Annotated in this window: 16 protein-coding genes; 7 read left to right on the forward strand and 9 right to left on the reverse strand. The window is 73.4% G+C overall.

The window, feature by feature from the left end:
* The first annotated feature begins 34 nt into the window (after positions 1–34).
* Positions 35–544 carry a cupin domain-containing protein gene (locus L1885_RS04085; RefSeq protein WP_235795576.1) on the forward strand — a complete coding sequence of 170 codons (510 nt, stop codon included), beginning with the start codon at positions 35–37 and terminating at the stop codon, positions 542–544.
* Between the two features lie 263 nt (positions 545–807).
* Here L1885_RS04085 and L1885_RS04090 read toward each other — a convergent pair whose 3' ends face one another.
* Both L1885_RS04090 and L1885_RS04095 read right to left on the reverse strand, forming a co-directional pair.
* Positions 808–2,586, reverse strand: a complete 1,779-nt coding sequence (locus L1885_RS04090; RefSeq protein WP_235795577.1) for a RecQ family ATP-dependent DNA helicase — start codon at positions 2,584–2,586, stop codon at positions 808–810.
* A 502-nt stretch (positions 2,587–3,088) separates the two neighbouring features.
* Entirely contained in the window at positions 3,089–4,141 is a 1,053-nt protein-coding gene (locus tag L1885_RS04095) for a methyltransferase (protein ID WP_235795578.1), read from the reverse strand.
* An 823-nt stretch (positions 4,142–4,964) separates the two neighbouring features.
* Between L1885_RS04095 and L1885_RS04100 the strand changes: the two genes are divergently transcribed.
* The 3 genes from L1885_RS04100 (at position 4,965) to L1885_RS04110 (ending at position 7,345) form a co-directional block, all read left to right on the forward strand.
* Entirely contained in the window at positions 4,965–5,336 is a 372-nt protein-coding gene (locus L1885_RS04100) for a DUF805 domain-containing protein (RefSeq protein WP_235795579.1), read from the forward strand.
* Between the two features lie 117 nt (positions 5,337–5,453).
* Entirely contained in the window at positions 5,454–6,698 is a 1,245-nt protein-coding gene (locus L1885_RS29095; protein WP_235795580.1) for a sensor histidine kinase, read from the forward strand.
* Positions 6,695–7,345: a response regulator transcription factor gene (locus tag L1885_RS04110; RefSeq protein WP_235795581.1), complete on the forward strand. Its 651-nt coding sequence runs from the start codon at positions 6,695–6,697 to the stop codon at positions 7,343–7,345. Before L1885_RS29095 ends, L1885_RS04110 begins: the two co-directional genes overlap by 4 nt.
* A 165-nt stretch (positions 7,346–7,510) precedes the next feature.
* Here L1885_RS04110 and L1885_RS04115 read toward each other — a convergent pair whose 3' ends face one another.
* A complete protein-coding gene (locus L1885_RS04115; RefSeq protein WP_235795582.1) occupies positions 7,511–7,888 on the reverse strand; it encodes a hypothetical protein in 378 nt (125 codons plus the stop codon).
* A 379-nt stretch (positions 7,889–8,267) separates the two neighbouring features.
* Between L1885_RS04115 and L1885_RS04120 the strand changes: the two genes are divergently transcribed.
* Complete coding sequence (locus L1885_RS04120; RefSeq protein ID WP_235795583.1) at positions 8,268–8,771, forward strand: RDD family protein; 504 nt, start codon at positions 8,268–8,270, stop codon at positions 8,769–8,771.
* 164 nt (positions 8,772–8,935) lie between these two features.
* Here the strand turns inward: L1885_RS04120 and L1885_RS04125 are convergent, their stop codons facing one another.
* Complete coding sequence (locus L1885_RS04125; protein ID WP_235795584.1) at positions 8,936–9,133, reverse strand: type A2 lantipeptide; 198 nt, start codon at positions 9,131–9,133, stop codon at positions 8,936–8,938.
* Between the two features lie 952 nt (positions 9,134–10,085).
* Here L1885_RS04125 and L1885_RS04130 point away from each other — a divergent pair.
* Positions 10,086–10,775 carry an acetate uptake transporter gene (locus L1885_RS04130; protein WP_235795585.1) on the forward strand — a complete coding sequence of 230 codons (690 nt, stop codon included), beginning with the start codon at positions 10,086–10,088 and terminating at the stop codon, positions 10,773–10,775.
* Positions 10,776–11,170: 395 nt separating this feature from the next.
* On the opposite strand, the gene L1885_RS04135 is transcribed toward L1885_RS04130, so the two are convergent.
* The 3 genes from L1885_RS04135 to L1885_RS04145 form a co-directional block, all read right to left on the reverse strand.
* Positions 11,171–11,515, reverse strand: coding sequence for a VOC family protein (locus L1885_RS04135; RefSeq protein WP_235795586.1), 345 nt, complete (start codon positions 11,513–11,515; stop codon positions 11,171–11,173).
* A 163-nt stretch (positions 11,516–11,678) separates the two neighbouring features.
* On the reverse strand, positions 11,679–12,848 hold the full coding sequence (locus tag L1885_RS04140) for a macrolide family glycosyltransferase (protein WP_235795591.1): 1,170 nt from the start codon (positions 12,846–12,848) through the stop codon (positions 11,679–11,681).
* A 109-nt stretch (positions 12,849–12,957) separates the two neighbouring features.
* Positions 12,958–13,611, reverse strand: coding sequence for a CatB-related O-acetyltransferase (locus L1885_RS04145; protein ID WP_235795587.1), 654 nt, complete (start codon positions 13,609–13,611; stop codon positions 12,958–12,960).
* 130 nt (positions 13,612–13,741) lie between these two features.
* On the opposite strand from L1885_RS04145, the gene L1885_RS04150 reads away from it, so the two are divergent.
* The gene (locus L1885_RS04150) at positions 13,742–14,350 is read left to right on the forward strand and encodes a TetR/AcrR family transcriptional regulator (RefSeq protein WP_235795588.1); all 609 of its coding nucleotides are present in this window, start codon (positions 13,742–13,744) and stop codon (positions 14,348–14,350) included.
* 163 nt (positions 14,351–14,513) lie between these two features.
* On the opposite strand, the gene L1885_RS04155 is transcribed toward L1885_RS04150, so the two are convergent.
* Together L1885_RS04155 and L1885_RS04160 are read right to left on the reverse strand one after the other, a co-directional pair.
* Positions 14,514–15,269, reverse strand: coding sequence for a type 1 glutamine amidotransferase domain-containing protein (locus L1885_RS04155; RefSeq protein ID WP_235795589.1), 756 nt, complete (start codon positions 15,267–15,269; stop codon positions 14,514–14,516).
* A 191-nt stretch (positions 15,270–15,460) separates the two neighbouring features.
* Positions 15,461–15,982, reverse strand: a 522-nt coding sequence (locus L1885_RS04160; protein ID WP_235795590.1) for a hypothetical protein, incomplete at its 5' end; no start/stop codon positions are given.

The raw sequence follows: 15,982 nt of genomic DNA on the forward strand, positions 1-15,982 counted from the left end.
TCGGCGCGGCCCTCCTTTCCAGGAAAGCGGAACGATGACGTTCTTCGAAAACAATGGGGTAGCGACGACCACCGAGGCGGGAATCGTGCACGTGCCCGCCGGGGAGGGGCCGGCGCGATGGTTCGGCGCCGACCTGTACACCGTCAAACTCCGGGCCGAACAGACGGATGGCGCCATCGGCTTCGTCGAAGCGTCGGTCCCGCCGGGCGGCGGCTCCCTCGCGCACACCCACGACCGCCAGACGGAGACGTTCTACCTCGTCTCCGGCGAACTGACCTTCCTCAGCGGCGAGCGGACCTTCGTCGGCCGCGCCGGGGATCTCGTGTTCGTCCCTCCGCGCAGCCGGCACAGCTTCCACAACCACGGCCTGCGGACCGCGCAGCTGCTCTTCTTCTACACGCCGGCGGGAGGAGCGGAGGAGGTCTTCGTCGAGCACGGCGACCAGGCGGAACCGGGGGAGTTCCAGCAGCCCTGGGGGCCCGAGCGGTTCACCGCCGACGTGATGGCGGCGTTCACGCGAAGCGGGACGACCTTCCTTCCCTGACGTTCCGGTGTCCCGGCGGCGGACAGCCCCCAACCGGTCCCGGCCGTGGGCCCGTTCGACCTGCCTGTTCGACCACTTCGCCCTCGACCGGCTGGGCACCCTTTCCGCACCTCGCGACCCCGTGTTCCGTCGGCTCCTCCGGTTCGCGCGGGCGGCGCCCCGCGCCTCCCGCGCTGCGCAGCCGTCGCCGTGACGGCCCTGTCCGGCCCGGCTCCGCCCGCGGGCGGTGCGGCGCTGCCGCCGCATCCATGGCGGCCGGGACCTCACGCGCCCGTAGGCGTCCCGGTACGTGACTTCCTCCGGGAGCGCGACCGCGACCGGGTGGCTGACCGTGCGGGAGTCCCCACCCGCGTCAGTTGGCCGTGTTCGCGGATCGCCGCCATGGACAGCGTGCGGTACCCCGCCTCGGCGAACAGCACGGTCACGCGGTCCTCCTCCTGGCTCATGACCTCGCCCTCGCCCCACGTGGTGTGGAGCACCCGCGTGCCGGGCAGGAAGGCGGTGTCCGACGGGGCGGCCGGCTGCGCGGCGGGCCCCTCGGTGCCGGCGAGGACTCCCGTGTGCCGGGGACGGGCCGCTCCGTCCTGGGCGGCACGGGCACAGGTGTCGCAGCCGGTGCAGTGGCCCTCGCCCAGGTGCTCGCCGAAATAGCCGAGCAGATGGCGCCGACGGCAGCCCGTCGTCTCCGCGTACGCCCGCATCATCTCCTGTCGCGAGCGCTCCAGCCGGATGCGTGCCTCGGCCAGGCGCAGTGCCTCCTTGCCGCAGGTGTCGCGCCGGGCGCCGGGGACCGCGTGGATGCCGTCCGTCGTCCCGGTCACCAGCCCGCCGGCCTCCTCCAGCAGATGCACGTGCGAGGACAGTGCGGTCCCCGACAGGCCCGTCTCCTCCCTCAGGGCCGTCACGGTGACGCCGTCCGGATGGGCCCGCACCGCGTCCATGAGGCGGGTGAGGGTGTCGAGGTCGGGCTTGCCGCCGACCCGGTAGCGCTTCGCCGAGAGGTCTTCGGGGCGGTAGGCGAGGACGGCTGCGGCGGGCTTGCCGTCGCGGCCCGCGCGGCCGATCTCCTGGTAGTACGCGTCCAGGGAGCCGGGGACGGAGGCGTGCAGCACGAAGCGTATGTCCGCCTTGTCGATGCCCATCCCGAAGGCCGAGGTGGCGACGACGACGTCGAGGGAGCCCGCACGGAACCGATCGTGCGTGCGGGTGCGCTCCGCCGCCGTCATCCCGGCGTGGTACGCGGCGCTGTCGAAACCGAGCGCCGACAGCTCCCTCGCGTACTCCTCGCTCTCCCGGCGGGTGCCCGTGTAGACGATGCCGGGTTTGGCCTCGGCCGCGGCGCGTTCCAGCACCCAGCGGCGCTTGCCCGCTTCGTCCTGATGGCGCACCACCTCCAGGTGGATGTTGGGACGGTCGAAGCCCGCGACCACCTCGTGCACGTCGTCCATGCCCAGACGCTCGACGATGTCGGCCCGCACGGGCGCGGCGGCGCTCGCGGTCAGGGCCAGCAGCGGTGGACGGCCGATCCGGTCCCGTACGCGGCCCAGCGAGAGGTAGTCGGGGCGGAAGTCGTACCCCCATGTGGAGACGCAGTGGGCCTCGTCGACGACCATGAGGGCGGGGCGCGCGGCGGCCACCTCGGCGACGACCTCGTCCTTGGCCAACTGCTCGGGCGAGACGAAGAGGAAGTCCAGCGCGCCTTCACGCACCCGTTCCCACGCCGCCTCGTTGGCGCGCGCCCCCTGGGATGAGTTGACGGCTTCGGCGCCGGGGCTTCCGCCGGCCCTCGTCAGCGCGGCGACCTGGTCGCGCTGGAGCGCGATGAGCGGCGACACGACCACCGTGGTGCCCTCGAGGAGTACCCCCGGCACCTGGTACACGGCCGACTTCCCGGCACCGGTGGGCATCACCACCATGGTGTCCCGGCCCCGCATCACGGCGGTCATCGCCTCGACCTGCGCCGGGCGCAGACGGTCCCAGCCGAAGACGTCCCGGGCGCTGCGCCGAAGGCGCCGTCGGAGGGAGAGGTTGTGAAGAGGCATGACACTCCTGAGGGCGGTTCGTGCACGGCTCGTGCGCCCTGCCTCTACCCCCTGATGCACGGATCATGGCGCGCCCGGCGGCACCGGGCCGGGGCGGCGTACGCCCGGACGCCGCGAAGACCTGGTCCCGCCCCGGAGGACACCGTGCACGACGCGCCGCCGTGGGTCCCGCCCTCCGGGCACCGAGGCCGGGTCGGCACCCGGTCGGCGCCGCACGGGCGTTCGGCCCCGGTGAACGCCGGGTACGGCTGCCGCCGGGCGGGGCCGGCGGCAGCGGACAGGACCGGGCGGGCCGGAGACCGGCCCGCGCGTGGAGCGTGTCGACGGGGCGTGAGAGAGGCGGTCGGGCAGGGGCCATCAGTCCTCGTGGCGGAGGTCAGGAAGAGGGACTCCGGGCGACGGCCGACCTCGTGCGGGCGTCGTCAGGCCCCTCGTGTCGCTCTCCCTCCGACGGAAGCTGTCCGGGTCCGGGCGGCGTCCGCCGGACCGCCGAGGCAGGACGTCACGCGGGCACCGTCTCCAGCACGGAGACCAGCGAGGCCGACGGCGTCAGACGCTTCAGGCGCAGTCCGGCCTCGTGGAAGAGCGCCTCGAACTCGGGCCGGCTGCGCTCCCGGCCGCCACTCGACAGTGTCAGCATGTTCAGGTCCATGAGCGGGGGCAGTCCCGTCGCGTCCTCGGTCTCGACGACGAGTTCCGCGACGAGGACGCGGCCGCCTTCGTGCAGGGACTCGCGGCATGTACGGAGGATCCGCACGGCGGACTCGTCGTCCCAGTCGTGCAGGACGTACTTCAACAGGTACACGTCTGCGGCCGGGACGGAGGCGAAGAAGTCGCCCCCGACGAATTCGAAGCGGTCGGCCACCCCCGCGGCGGCGGCGGAGCTTCCGGCGGCATCCGCGAGACGCGGAAGGTCCAGTACCGCTCCGCGCAGGGAGGGGTGGCGCACCATGAGGCTCTGTACGAACGCGCCCGCGGCGCCGCCGACGTCCACGACCCGCTCGTGCCCCCGGAAGTCGATGACGTCTGCCAGATGCTCGGCGACGCCCTCGGTCATCGCCGACATGGCCGCCGTGAACCGGTTCCCCTCCTCGGGGTGTTCCGCGAAGTACGCGAACAGGTCCTTGCCCATGACCGCGGGGGCCTGCGCCTCGCCCGAGCGGACCGCTTCCACGAGACGGTCCCACGGGCGCCAGTGCGAGGTCATGCCACCCCAGAGGGCGAGGTCGCGCAGGGAGCCGGGACGGTCCGTGCGCAGGGTCTCCAGCAGGGGGGTGCCGGTGAAGTGCTCACCGTCGTGGCACGCGGCCAGGTCCACGGCGACGCAGGCCCGCAGGAAGCGGAAGGCCGCGGCGGGATCGAGCGACTCGGCCCGGGCGATGTCCCGCGCCGTCGCCGGACCGGCGTGGAGGTGGTCCGCGATGTGCAACTCGGCTGCGGTGCGCACGACTTGTGTCACCCAGTAGCCGGTGATCATCTGGAACATGCGCCCGGTCTCGCCCTGTGCGGGCTTCGCCGAGCCGGCCGGGGTCAGGGGCTCCTCGTACAGTGTCACAACTCTCTCCGATCCTGTGTCGGCCGCGGCGGGCCGGCGGGCTCGTCGCGGGAACGCGTCAGAAACACACGGCCGCGGCGCGGGGTGGGCCCGTCCCCGCCGGGCTCGCACCGCCGGTCCGCGACTGGAGTGCCATGCTGGCCGCGGGGCCGTCGCGGAGGTGGCGAGCCGGGCCGGGCGGATGCGGAGGCGCCGGCCGGCTCCGTGCGACCCGAGGCGGTCTCCGCCCCCTGAGTCACCCCCGCCGCGGGCGCCGAGCCGGAACACTCCCGCGAGGGCGCCCGCGCGACGAGCGCCGCACGTCCCCGAGACCGTCGTCGTCATGCGCATGCGTCTCGCCCCTTCTCGGCCTTCCATGCGTCCACATCGGTATGGGATGCGGGCCCCGCCGCGAAAGTTCACGCCGAAACGTCCGTCCAACGTGCCGGAGGGGCAGGGCATTTGGATTCGACGTTCCTCCGCTCGCCTGTGCTGCCGTACCGAGCGCTCCGACGGGCCACGGGATCGCACCGCCCCGTGGAGGCGCGCCGGACGGGCGCGTGGGGCCCGCATCGCCCCCGTGGGCGGCGCTGCCGGCCGTGATGGCCGGGCCGTGCGTGGGCGTCCTCCTCAGGTGTGACACGTGGGGGCCGAAAGACCGGTGGGGCGGCCCGCCGGACCGCCCCGGGGATGAAATGGCGATCCCGGCAGCGGCATCCTCAACCCCGGCCGTTTTCCGCCGGGTTTCGGGGGCACCGACAGATCGTTGCGGTCGCCGGCGGGCGGCCGGTTCCCGGTGAGTGTGCGCCAGGCGCGCACGTGACGACGAGACGGAGGCTGCCCGATGCACTGGTACGTCGAGGCTTTCAGGAAGTACGCGGTGTTCAGCGGCAGGGCCGGCCGCAGGGAGTACTGGATGTTCTTCCTCGTGAACGTGGTGGTGGGCATCGTCCTCGGGGTGCTGGACCTGGCGATCCACTCGCAGATACCCGCCGGCGTGTACGGACTTGCGACCCTGCTGCCGAGTCTCGCCGTGGGCTGCCGGCGCCTCCACGACACCGACCGCACGGGCTGGTGGCAGTTGCTGTTGCTGATTCCGCTCCTCGGCTCGATCGCGCTGATCGTGCTGTGCGCCGTCGAGGGGACGCAGGGCTCGAACCGGCACGGGCCCCGGCCGGTGGCCTCCACCGGCCGGGCCGTCCCCTCCGGCGCCTGACGGCGCCGCCCGCGCGCCCGCCCGCTCCGGTTCCCGGCCCGCTGCGGTCGCCGGAGCCGGAGCGCGGCGGGGTTCCCCGCTCCGGACAGGGGCAGTCGGTCGCGAGAGGGAGGTGCCGTGGAGCCGTCGAGCGGGCTGTGGCGGCGAGGGCCGCTCGTCCTCGAGATCGCCGTGCTGGCGGCCGCCTCCGTGGTGGACGCCCTGCTCACGCAGGCGTGGGGCGGACCGGACCACGGGTGGCAGCAGCCGGTCGCGGCGCTGCTGCCTTCGCTGGGACCGGCCGCGGGACTCCTCGTGCTGCTGCGGCGGCGCTTCCCGGACCGGCTCGTGCGCCTCGCCCTGTGGGCGGCGGGGACGTCCCTGGTGTGCTCCGCGGTCTCCCTGCTGGCCGAGTGGCTCGGCGGGTTCGGCCACCGGTCCTGTGCCTGTGAAGTGGTGGCACTCACGCTGTTCTCCGCCGCGTCGGCCCGTCGGCTGCGGCCCCGCCCGTCCGCGGTCCTCGCGCTCGTGTGCGGTGTCGCGGCCGTATCGGCGGCGCTGTCGAACACCCAGGGCACGGCGGGCAGGTGGGCGGCGGTCGCGGCAGCGGCGCTGTGGAGCGCTTCGGTCGGCGTGGGCCTGCTCCTGCGCGACGCGGACCGCCGCCGCGACACCGACCTCGCGGCGGCCTCGGCCGCGCAACGAGCCGCGCTGGCCCGCGACCTGCACGACGTGGTCGCCCACCACGTGAGCGGGATCGTCGTCCTCGCACGGGCCGCGCGGCACGCCGGCCCGCCGGCGCCCACGACCGGTGCTTCCGGCCCGGACGAGGCGTCGGGCTACGAACAGATCGAGCGGGCCGGCGCAGAGGCCCTGAGCGCCATGCGCAAGCTCGTGAGCCTGCTGCGCACCGAGCCGGACAGCGCGCTCACCACGCTGCGGGACGCGTTGGAGGATCCCGCGCGCTCCGAACCCCGGGCGCGCCTGCGCCTCGCGGACGACCTGGACGCGGGGCCCGAGGACACGCGCGCGGTCGCTGCGGTCGTCAGGCGGGTGGCCGTCGAGGCGCTGACGAACGTGCGGCGCCACGCCCCGGACGCCACCGACGTCCTCGTCTCGGCCCAGGTCCTGCGCGTCGACGCCCGCGCCACCTTGTTGATCGACATCACGAACGACGGAGTCGCCGCCCCTGCGGCTTGGGACCCCGCCGCGGCCACCGGGCACGGGTTGGCCGGCATGGCGGAGCGGGTGACGGCCTTCGGGGGGACGTGCGAGGCGGGCAGCGCAGGCGAAGGACACTGGAGCGTGGCGATCCGCCTGCCCCTCCCGCCTCCGCGCGAGGGACCTCTTTTTCTGGGACAGCGAGCCGGAAGGCCGACATGACACTGACCGTCCTCGTCGCCGACGACCAGGCGATGGTACGCACCGGGTTTCGCATGATCCTCTCCCGGGAGCACGATCTCGAGGTGGTGGGCGAAGCCGGAAACGGTGTGGAGACGGTCCGGCTGGTGCGCGAACTCCGCCCCGACGTGGCTCTCGTGGACATCCGCATGCCCGTGATGGACGGGCTGAGGGCCACGCGGTTGCTCGCGGCCGAAGGGTGCCCCACGCGCGTCGTCGTCATCACCACGTACGACGACGACGAAACCGTCGCAGCCGCCGTGGAGGCCGGCGCTCACGGCATCGTCCTCAAGGACGCCCAGCCGCAGTTCCTCCTCGACGCGGTGCGCGCCGCGGCGGGCGACGGAGCTCTCCTCTCGCCGTCGGTGGCCCTGCGGCTGCTGCGGGGGGCCGGGAGCGCATCCGGGCGGTCGCGGGCCTCCCGAACCGGTCGGCACGGACTCTCGGAGCGGGAGCTCGCCGTCGTTCGTGCCGTCGCTCGCGGCCTGACCAACGCGGAGATCGGTTCCGACCTGGGCCTGTCACTGCCGAGCGTCAAAGCCTTGCTGACGAGTGCCCGGAGCCGGATCGGCGCGCGCAACAGGACCGAGTTGGCCGTCTGGGCCTGGGAGTCAGGTCTCGTCCGCTGAAGTGGTTGGATCGTCGCCGACGGCAGAGCCGGTCCTCGCGGCTCGCGGCTCGCGGCTCGCGGCTCGCGGCTCGTGGCTCGCGGCTCGTGGCTCGCGGGCCCGGGACCGTCACCGCCGACGGCCGTCCCCCGGCCCTGGGGTCCCCCCGCGGCCTCGGGCGGGGTGTCAGCAGGCCGAGCCGAGACACTTCCGGCTGAACACCACGGTGCCGTCCACGGTCCCGACGACGCTCTCGGCCGTCACGCCGCTCCGCCGACGGGAAGAGACGTCCTTCTTGTGCTTCGCCTCGACCACCAGCGTGACCGGCCTGCCGTCGGTGTCCTTGCCCGTGCAGCTGACCCGGTAGGGTTCCCCGCCCTCGGTCCTGCAGGCCAACTCCCCGTCGATGGGGTGGTGCTGCTCCTTGAACATGCCCGCCCCCAGTGTGGCGACCAGGGTCCGCAGTGACGCGTCCCCCACGTCCTTCGCACTCACATCGCAAGTGGAGACCGCCATGAGGGCGGTGAGAGCGGCGGCCAGCGGCCATGCAGTGTGCTTCGCCATGACGGGTCCTTCTGGTCGGCAGCGGATGAGGGTCGTGAGCCCGGATGTGCCCGCGATTCCTCCGCCCACACGGACACCGGCCCCGCGGACGGCCCGCCGGGGCGGATCTCGTTCCGGAGGGGCAGGCGGGGCGTCCGGTCGGCTTCTTCCGGCCGGTGCCGTCTCCTTCCGGGGTACGACACCTCCCGGCCGGACCTGTCTCCTCGCGCGGCACAACACCATGTCCCCAGCAGGGGGTTGGCCCGCCCGTCGTGCTCGGATGCGCGGCCGGGCGCGGCGGCCCGGGCGACCGGCCGGACCGCCACGGGGAGCCTGCCGGCTCCCCGCCGTGACACCGGTGCCTCCTGACATCGAGGTGTGCTGCTGGCATACTCGCCGCGTGAGTGAACTCCCCGATCCCACCCGTCTCGTGGGCCGGCGATGTGCCCAGTTCGTCCTGGACCGCGCGCTGCTCACGGCGGTGGGAGCCGCTTTGTCGGTCGTCGCGGCCGGGGGTCTGATCCTCCTGGTGCGCGCCGGGGTGTTCCCCGGCGGGCCCGGTATCGGGCGATGGCTGGCAGGCGCTCTCCTGGTGCCGTTCATGGGTGTCCCGCTGATCGGTGGTTTCTTCAACGAGGTGTGGCTCCTGCGCCGCAGGGGGAGCACGATCGCCATGCGCATGTTGCGGCTGTGCGTGGTCGACCGCTACGGCACCCGACCCACCTGGTCGGCCTGTCTGCTGCGCTGGTTGGCCTGGGTGGTGGACGGGGCGCTGTTCGGGCTCGTCGGACTCGTGCTCATGCTGTGCACACGCCACCACCAGCGCCTGGGAGATCTCGTGGCACGCACGTACGTGGTCCGCGCGGGCGCCGGCGGCGGTCAGCCGGAGGGCTCCCCCGGGTAACGCGTCGCCCGCCCGCGACGGACACGCGTTCGGCCCCCGCTCCGGGTCGGGAGCGGGGGCCGAGGGGGTCGGCGGCACCGATCAGCCGGACAGCGTCGCGGAAACCCTCGACGTGTCGGCACCGCGGGAGGCGGGCTCCCGGGTGCGGGCCGCCGGCCCACCGGTCAGACCAGGCCCACCGGGGCCGTGATCACGCTCGACGTGCTGACGAGCGGACCGGTCACCGTCGCCACGTCGTTGACGGTCGACACGACGCCCTGGACCGTGTCACCGAGGCTGAGGCCGCCGAGGCCGCCGGACACGCCGTCCAGCTCGTCGTCGGAGATCTCCTGGGTGTGAAGTCCCGATATCGCGTTCTGCACGGGGCTCCTCCTTCGTTGTGTGTGGATGAGTGAAATTCCAGAACATCCCGCCGAGCAGCCGGCGCTTCCACGGCATGAAAATTCCGGAAGCGCTCGTAGGGAAAATTCCGGTGCGCCGTGATCCCGCACCGGAACGCCGCCCATACAAGCACAGTCGCCTCACTGCCCGAATGCCGCCGGAGCTCCGGGTGCCGGCGCATCATTTTCCGGTGCACAGGTGGGCACGGAATGCATCCGTTAATTTCACACGGGGCCGATCTTTCGTCCGGGCCGGTCATCCGCAAGCAGGAGGCCGTGCGCCGAAAGACGCGCGCTGCCGTCCCCGCGTCCGCCGGAGCGACGAGAAAGGGGTCTCGCGCGCCATGTGATGTTCCACGGAACGCCGGACGCTGTGAAAGTTCTGCGCGCGATCCCGCACACGGGGAAATTCGGCATGTGCGGATGTCCGGGCGTCCCGCCCGTGGTGCTCGCGTGAAGGCTTCCCGGAGGGTCCGGTACGTTCGGCAGCGGCTGCCGCTGCCGCTGCCGCCCAGGCACCCGGACTTCCGGAGGCCGCTCCACCGGCGCGCGCGGTCGAGGGCCCGCGCCGGACGCCCTGGCGCCGCCGGGTCACTCCCGCCACGCTCATCCCCGTGTCCCTCGCCGACGTCCGCGCCGACGGACTCGCCCGCCGTCGCGGGCCGGACGACTCGCCGCTCGCCCGCAACGGGATCCAGCGCCCGTCAACACGCCTGTCGTCCAGCTTCTCCACGACACGGCCCACCGGCTTCTCCGTTCCCCTGGGCGACGCAGCCGCGAGGCACGGTCCCGGACGGGCCACCGCCGCCCGTGCGCCTCACGGCCCATTACGCTCCGTCATCGCCGAGGTGCGCAGTGCCACGACCTGGACTAGGGTCCTCAAGTAGTCGGGCACGACCGTGAGCAGCGGCGTCGCAACGGATAGGGAACTGCTGTGTCGCATCCATCGTCGTCCGCGCAGGCGAAGCTGCCGCCCGGACTCACCGCCCCCGATCCCGCGCCGCTCGGTCTCTTGGCCTTCGCCCTCGGGAGCCTCATCCAGGCCTTCTTCAACGCCGGGGTCGATCCGGACATCTTTCCGGCCACCTTTCCGCTCGAATTCTTTGTCGGTGGCGTGGTCCAGATGATCGCCGGCCTCTTCGAATTCAGGCAGGGCAGCAGGCTCGGTGCGACGGCATTCACCCTGCTGGGCGCCTTCTGGGTGTGTTTCGTGGTGTATGTAAAATTCGTCCTGGATTCGTTGCCCGAGGCGCAGGTCCACTCGGCCACCGGATTCTTCCTCCTGCCCTGGGCGATCGTCCTCTTCGTGCTCACACTGGCCTCCGCGCGCACGACCCTCGTGCTCATGGCGGCCTTCTTCACCACGACCGTCACCGTCTCCGTCCTGACCGCGGGTCAGTTCACCGAGTCCACGACGCTGATCCGGGTCGGTGCCGTCTTCGGCTTCATCACCGCGGCGCTCGGCATGTACGGCGCGTTCGCGGGCCTCGTCAACGGCACGTGGGGGCGGCACATCGTCCCGACGTTCCCGGATCCCGGCAAGCGCCTGCAGCGCTTCGCCGCGAACAAGGGGCGCCCGACCTCCATCACTTCCTCGACCGCGGAGCAGTTGCCGTCGGCCTGAACCCCTTTCCCCCGCGACCACGAATGCGGCGACGAACGAGTCGACGCCCCGGTAGTCCCGGTAGCCCCGGTAGCCCCGGTCCGCCCGGTCGACCGGGTCCACTCGGTCGGCCGGGGCCGCCGAACGGACCGGGCTGCGCTCGGACAGTGCCGAACGTGGCGCGGTACCCGTCGCGTCCGGTGGCGAGGGCGACGGCGGGGCGCGTGGGACGCGGCGGTCGCGTACCCGCTGTCACGGCGGGCGCCGCCCGACACGGCGCGGCCGGACCGGGCTTCGCGCGAGAGGCATGTGATGACGAGAAGGCGTCGCCTCGGCGCGGACGAGCGGTGAGCAACTCGCCGACACGGTCGCCGGGGTGGAGGAGGAGCAGTGACACCGCGCGGGGTGAAGGAGGCCTACCCGGTGGGGGCCTCGGCGAGCGAGAGGCTGTTCCCGTCGGGATCGAGCACGACGACGTGGCGTACGCCGTTGCTGTAGGTCTCGACCGGATCGTGGTTGATGCCGTGCGCGGCGAGTCGGGCCAGGACATCGTCGAGGTGGTCCACGCCGAGCGTGATCATCGCTCCGCCCACCCGCTCGGCTCGCACGGCTCGATCGTCGACGACGACCCACGCGTTCTCGCCGACCCGCCACAGGTGCTCCTCGCCGACGATCTCGTCTGCCGGGCGGCCGAAGAAGACCTCGAACCACTCCAGTGCCCTGATCCGGTCACTCACGCACATGACGCTGTACAGATCCATCCGGATCGCTCCTCGGAGTCGTTTGCGACGAAGGACCACTCCCGTGTCCGGAACTCATCGGGGACGGGCGCCGCAGGCAACACCGTCACGCCCTCGGTACTCGACGGCGCCGCTTGAGCTCGGGGCGGGGGAGGAGCGGAGCAGCCTGGTGCGACGGCGGTGCTCAGAGCGAGCGGGGGTCCGCGGCGCCCAGCATGTTCCCGATGAGGTCGGCGGCCCGGGCGGTGCCGCCCTCGGCCCGGCAGGCGGCCTGCAACCGCCGTGAACGCGCGATGCGTTCAGGGTCACCGAGCAGGGCGTCCAGTGCCGCACGCAGGGTTTCCGCCGTGGCGTCGGCGGTGTCCACCCGGCGGGCGACACCGAGCTCCACGAGCCGGTCGGCGTTCATGAACTGCTCGGCGCCCTGCGGCACGGCGATCATGGGTACGCCCGCCAGGAGACCCTCGCCGCAGCCGCCCATCCCGGCGTGGGTGACGAAGGCGTCGGCCTGTTCCAGGACGGCACGCTGCGGGACCCAGGAGCGCACCTCGACATTGGGCGGGACGGTGCCGAGTTCGCCCGGGTCGGTGTACTTGCCGATCTGGAGGACCACGTGCCAGCCGGGCCGGCCGCCGAAGGCTGCGACGCACCGGCGGTAGAACTCCGGTCGGCGTGTGTACGCGGAACCCAGTGAGACCAGCAGCACCCGGTCGGCGCCGGGCGGCCGGACCCAGCCGGCCCGGTCCGCGGGGGCGTCGTAGCAGGGTCCGACGAAGGTCACCCTGTCGGTGTCGACCCGGTCGGCGTGCGGCTGCATCGCTTCCGGGATCAGGGCGAGGGCCCTGGCGGGCGGCCCGGAGAAGGCGTCCACGTCCGTGGTGGCGGCCCCGCAGCCGGCGAGCCACCGCGCGAAGCGCTCCCGGTACGCGTCGGCGCCGGGCAGTTTCCACATGTGCGCCGCGACGTCCTCCGCGTAACCGTCCCAGCCGACGAACGTCGGGGACAGCTGCACCAGGGGGCGGCCCTGGCTTTCGGCGAGGGCCCGGGCGGCGTAGGCGCCGATGTCGTAGAGGTAGAGGTCCGGCGGGTCGCCGTCGTAGGCGGCGCGCAGTTGGGGGAGGGCCTGGACCGCGTCGTCGAGGAAGAGGCTCGCCGCGGCGATCGGATCGGTGGGCCAGTTGTTGTCGGCGAAGGGCAGGGTGGAGGTGCAGGGCACCAGTTCCGCACCGCTCGGCTCGATCAGGCCCGCCACCGAGGGGTCGTTGGCGTAGCTGACGCGGTGGCCCCGGGCCACCAGCTCGCGGACGACCGCGAGGCCGGGCAGTACGTGGCTGACGATGGGCACACCGACCATCGCGATGTGGGCACGCTGACGCTGCTGGGGCACGGTCGATCACTCATTTCCCGGGTGGGGGCGGAACGGCGTGACGGGACGCTGCGGAGGTGGGACGGGGGAGGCGCCGTCAGGACCGGCCGATGAGGGCGGCGGCCGCCTCCAGCTCGCCGACGGAGCCCGCCATGATGGTGCGCACATGCGTGGTGATGTGCTCCGCGGGCCAGTCCCACCAGGCCACGGCGAGCAGGCGGTCGACGGTCGCCGCGTCGAAGCGGGTGCGCAGAAGGCGGGCGGGATTGCCGCCGACGACGCCGTAGTCGGGCACGTCGGAGGTGACGACGGCGCCGGTGGCGACGATGGCGCCGTGCCCGATGCGGACGCCCGGCATGACGGTGGCGCCGTGGCCGAACCACACATCGTTGCCCACGACCGTGTCGCCCCGCCCCGGCAGGTCGGTGATCAGGTCCACATGGTCGGCCCAGGACCCGCCCATGACCGGGAAGGGGAACGTGGAGGGCCCGTCCATACGGTGGTTGGCGCCGTTCATGATGAACCGGGTCCCGGTCCCGAGTGCGCAGAACGCGCCGATGACGAGCTTCTCCGGCCCGTAGTGGTGGAGGACGTTGCGGGTCTCGAAAGCGGTCGGTTCGTCGGGGTCGTCGTAGTACGAGTACGCGCCGACCTCGATGAGGGGGGACTTCACGAGCGGCTTGAGCAGCACGACGCGCGGCTGGCCGGGTACGGGGTGGAGGACGGTGGGGTCGGCGGGAACGGGCGGCATCCTGGTGGCGGTTCCTCTCGGCGGGGCGGACGGACGGGGAGCGGGCGGGGGGCGACGGCTAGTGCGACAATTGTTGCGTTAGGATGCTGGCACGGACCAGCCCGTCGATCAACCGGATATGGGAGTCCCGATGTCAGACGCGACGACCGCGCGTGACCGCCGTCCGGGCGGCCGGACTGCCCGCATCCGCGCGCAGGTTCTCGACGCGGTGCGCGCCGAACTCGCGGAGGGCGGACACGAGGGACTTACGGTGGAGGGGGTCGCGACCCGCGCGAACGTCCACCGCACCACGGTCTACCGGCGCTGGCGCGACGTGGGCGGACTGCTGGCCGACGTCATCGCGGCCGCCGGCGAGATCGACTGGCAGCCCCCGGACACCGGCTCCCTGAGCGGGGACCTCACGGCGCTCAACGAGGAGATCCAGGAATCCCTGCTCGTCCGGCCGTCCCTCGCCCGCGCCCTGATGGCCGCGTCCTTCCACTCCGAGCAGGCCGCGCGGGCCCAGACGCGGCTGTGGGCCGACCGGTACGCCCAGTGCGGAATCCTCGTCGAACGCGCCGTGGAGCGCGGCGAACTCCCCGCCCGCCACACGGACGCGCGGAGCCTGTTGATGGCGGCCACGGCGCCGGTCTACCACCACCTGGTCCTCCAGCGTGCCGACCCCGACCCGCGACTGCCGCGGCGGTCCGCCGTCGCGGCGGTGCTGGCGGCCGCCGCGGGCGCCTTCTCCGCCGACTGAGCGCACGCTCCCGCGTCTTCGCCGTCCGCCGTCCGCCGTCCGCCGTCCGCTTCCGGCTGTCCGCTTCCTGCCGTCCGCTTCCCGCTTCCGGCTGCCCGTGCACCGGCCGGCCGCCCAGGCGCAGCCGAGGGCCCGGCCCCCCGGTGGACCGGCGGGCCCCGGCTCAGGCGGCGGAGGACTCCTCCAGCAGGGCGAGGAAGCTCCCGGCGAAGTGGTGCGCGTCGCCCGGCCAGCGCGCCGAGAGGTAGTTGCCGTCCCGGACGACGAACGCCGGGCCCGGATCGTCGGCCGTGTCGCGGCGCGACAGCACCCGGGGCCCGCGACGGAAGTCGGACGGCGTGGCGAGGGCGGCCCGGATCTCGTCCTCGACGTGCAGCGGGTACGTGCGGTAGTAGCGCCCGAGGCGCCAGGCCGTCAGCAGATGGGCCGATCTCTCCAGGTACTTGGGCAGACACGTCGTGCGGCGCCCGTGGAGCACGCTGCGCCCGGTGGCCGGGTCCTGGGCCCGGGCGAGTACCAGCGGTCCGTGGCAGATGGCCCCGACGGGCCGGCCCAGCCGCCAGAAGTCGGCCACCTTCGACTGCAGGACCCGCGAGCCCAGGTACTGCCGCATTCCGGTGGCGTGGCCGCCCGCCAGCAGAAGGCCGTCGTAATCGGCGGCGACGAGGTCCTCCCAGGCCGCGCCGCCCCGGAAGCGGGGGTCGGCCACCATGCGGTGGTACAGCCGTTTCGGTTCCTCCCGGGCCCCGAGCCTGCCGAAGAGGACGCCGTCCAGCAGCTTCGGGTCGGCCGCGGGCACGGTCCCCCGGCGCTGCGTCGAGACGACGACGTCGTGGCCGGCCGAGGTCAGCACATGCCAGGGAACGGCCACTTCGGTGACGTCGAAGTCCCGGTCGGGCAGGGGCATCAGGATCCGCATGGGAGCATCGTGCGCGACCGCGCCGGGCCGATCAACACCGCTCCCGCCGGTGGCGGCCGGCGCAGCCGCCGACGCGGCCGACCCGGGCACCGGTCCGGCGGCCGGGGCCCGCGGGGAGGGCGGCCCCGCCGGCCCCGGGTCCCTCACCCGGCCCGCCGGGCCCGTCACCGGATCGCGAGGCCCCGATCAGGTCAGTGGCCCGCCGGAGGCTCGAAACAGCCCGTCTCGGGGTACGGGCCGTTGACCGACACCTGGTAGTTCGTCTGCTGCACGAACGCGGTGACGCAGGCGTCGTCGTGCACTCGCAGGCCGACGAGGGCGCCCTCGGGCGTGACCTCCGCGCCGTCGACGAAGCGCGCGTGCATCGCCTCGACGCGGAGCGTTCCGGCGAACCGCTTGCCCTGCGCGTCGGTGCGCTCCTCGCGGTAGCCGAGGCCGAGCATCGCGGCGCGCACCGTCTCCGGGTCCCACGTCCGGTGCTGCCACAGCCGCTTGAGCACCGGCTCGATGCGGCCGGCCTCCCGCCGGGCGTCCTTCTCGTCGGCCGCCGACATCGCGCCCGGGAGCCGGAAGCCGTTGTTCTCGCGGTAGTGCGGCGCGCCGTCCCCGGCACCCGGTTCCACGTACGGCGACGCCGGCGCGGGGCTCGCGGTGCCGTCCGCGGACGGCGGCGCGGCCGGGCGGGCACCCGGGGTACCGGCGCCGACCGCCGG

It is taken from the genome of Streptomyces fuscigenes (genome assembly GCF_021556455.1).
GTDB classification, from domain to species: domain Bacteria; phylum Actinomycetota; class Actinomycetes; order Streptomycetales; family Streptomycetaceae; genus Streptomyces; species Streptomyces fuscigenes.

What these genes read in the sequence shown, in the direction of transcription:
- L1885_RS04085 (WP_235795576.1), top strand. Translation starts at nt 35, where the DNA reads ATGACGTTCTTCGAAAACAATGGGGTAGCGACGACCACCGAGGCGGGA.
- L1885_RS04090 (WP_235795577.1), bottom strand. Translation starts at nt 2,586, where the DNA reads ATGCCTCTTCACAACCTCTCCCTCCGACGGCGCCTTCGGCGCAGCGCC.
- L1885_RS04100 (WP_235795579.1), top strand. Translation starts at nt 4,965, where the DNA reads ATGCACTGGTACGTCGAGGCTTTCAGGAAGTACGCGGTGTTCAGCGGC.
- L1885_RS04110 (WP_235795581.1), top strand. Translation starts at nt 6,695, where the DNA reads ATGACACTGACCGTCCTCGTCGCCGACGACCAGGCGATGGTACGCACC.
- L1885_RS04115 (WP_235795582.1), bottom strand. Translation starts at nt 7,888, where the DNA reads ATGGCGAAGCACACTGCATGGCCGCTGGCCGCCGCTCTCACCGCCCTC.
- L1885_RS04135 (WP_235795586.1), bottom strand. Translation starts at nt 11,515, where the DNA reads ATGGATCTGTACAGCGTCATGTGCGTGAGTGACCGGATCAGGGCACTG.
- L1885_RS04140 (WP_235795591.1), bottom strand. Translation starts at nt 12,848, where the DNA reads ATGGTCGGTGTGCCCATCGTCAGCCACGTACTGCCCGGCCTCGCGGTC.
- L1885_RS04145 (WP_235795587.1), bottom strand. Translation starts at nt 13,611, where the DNA reads ATGCCGCCCGTTCCCGCCGACCCCACCGTCCTCCACCCCGTACCCGGC.
- L1885_RS04150 (WP_235795588.1), top strand. Translation starts at nt 13,742, where the DNA reads ATGTCAGACGCGACGACCGCGCGTGACCGCCGTCCGGGCGGCCGGACT.
- L1885_RS04155 (WP_235795589.1), bottom strand. Translation starts at nt 15,269, where the DNA reads ATGCGGATCCTGATGCCCCTGCCCGACCGGGACTTCGACGTCACCGAA.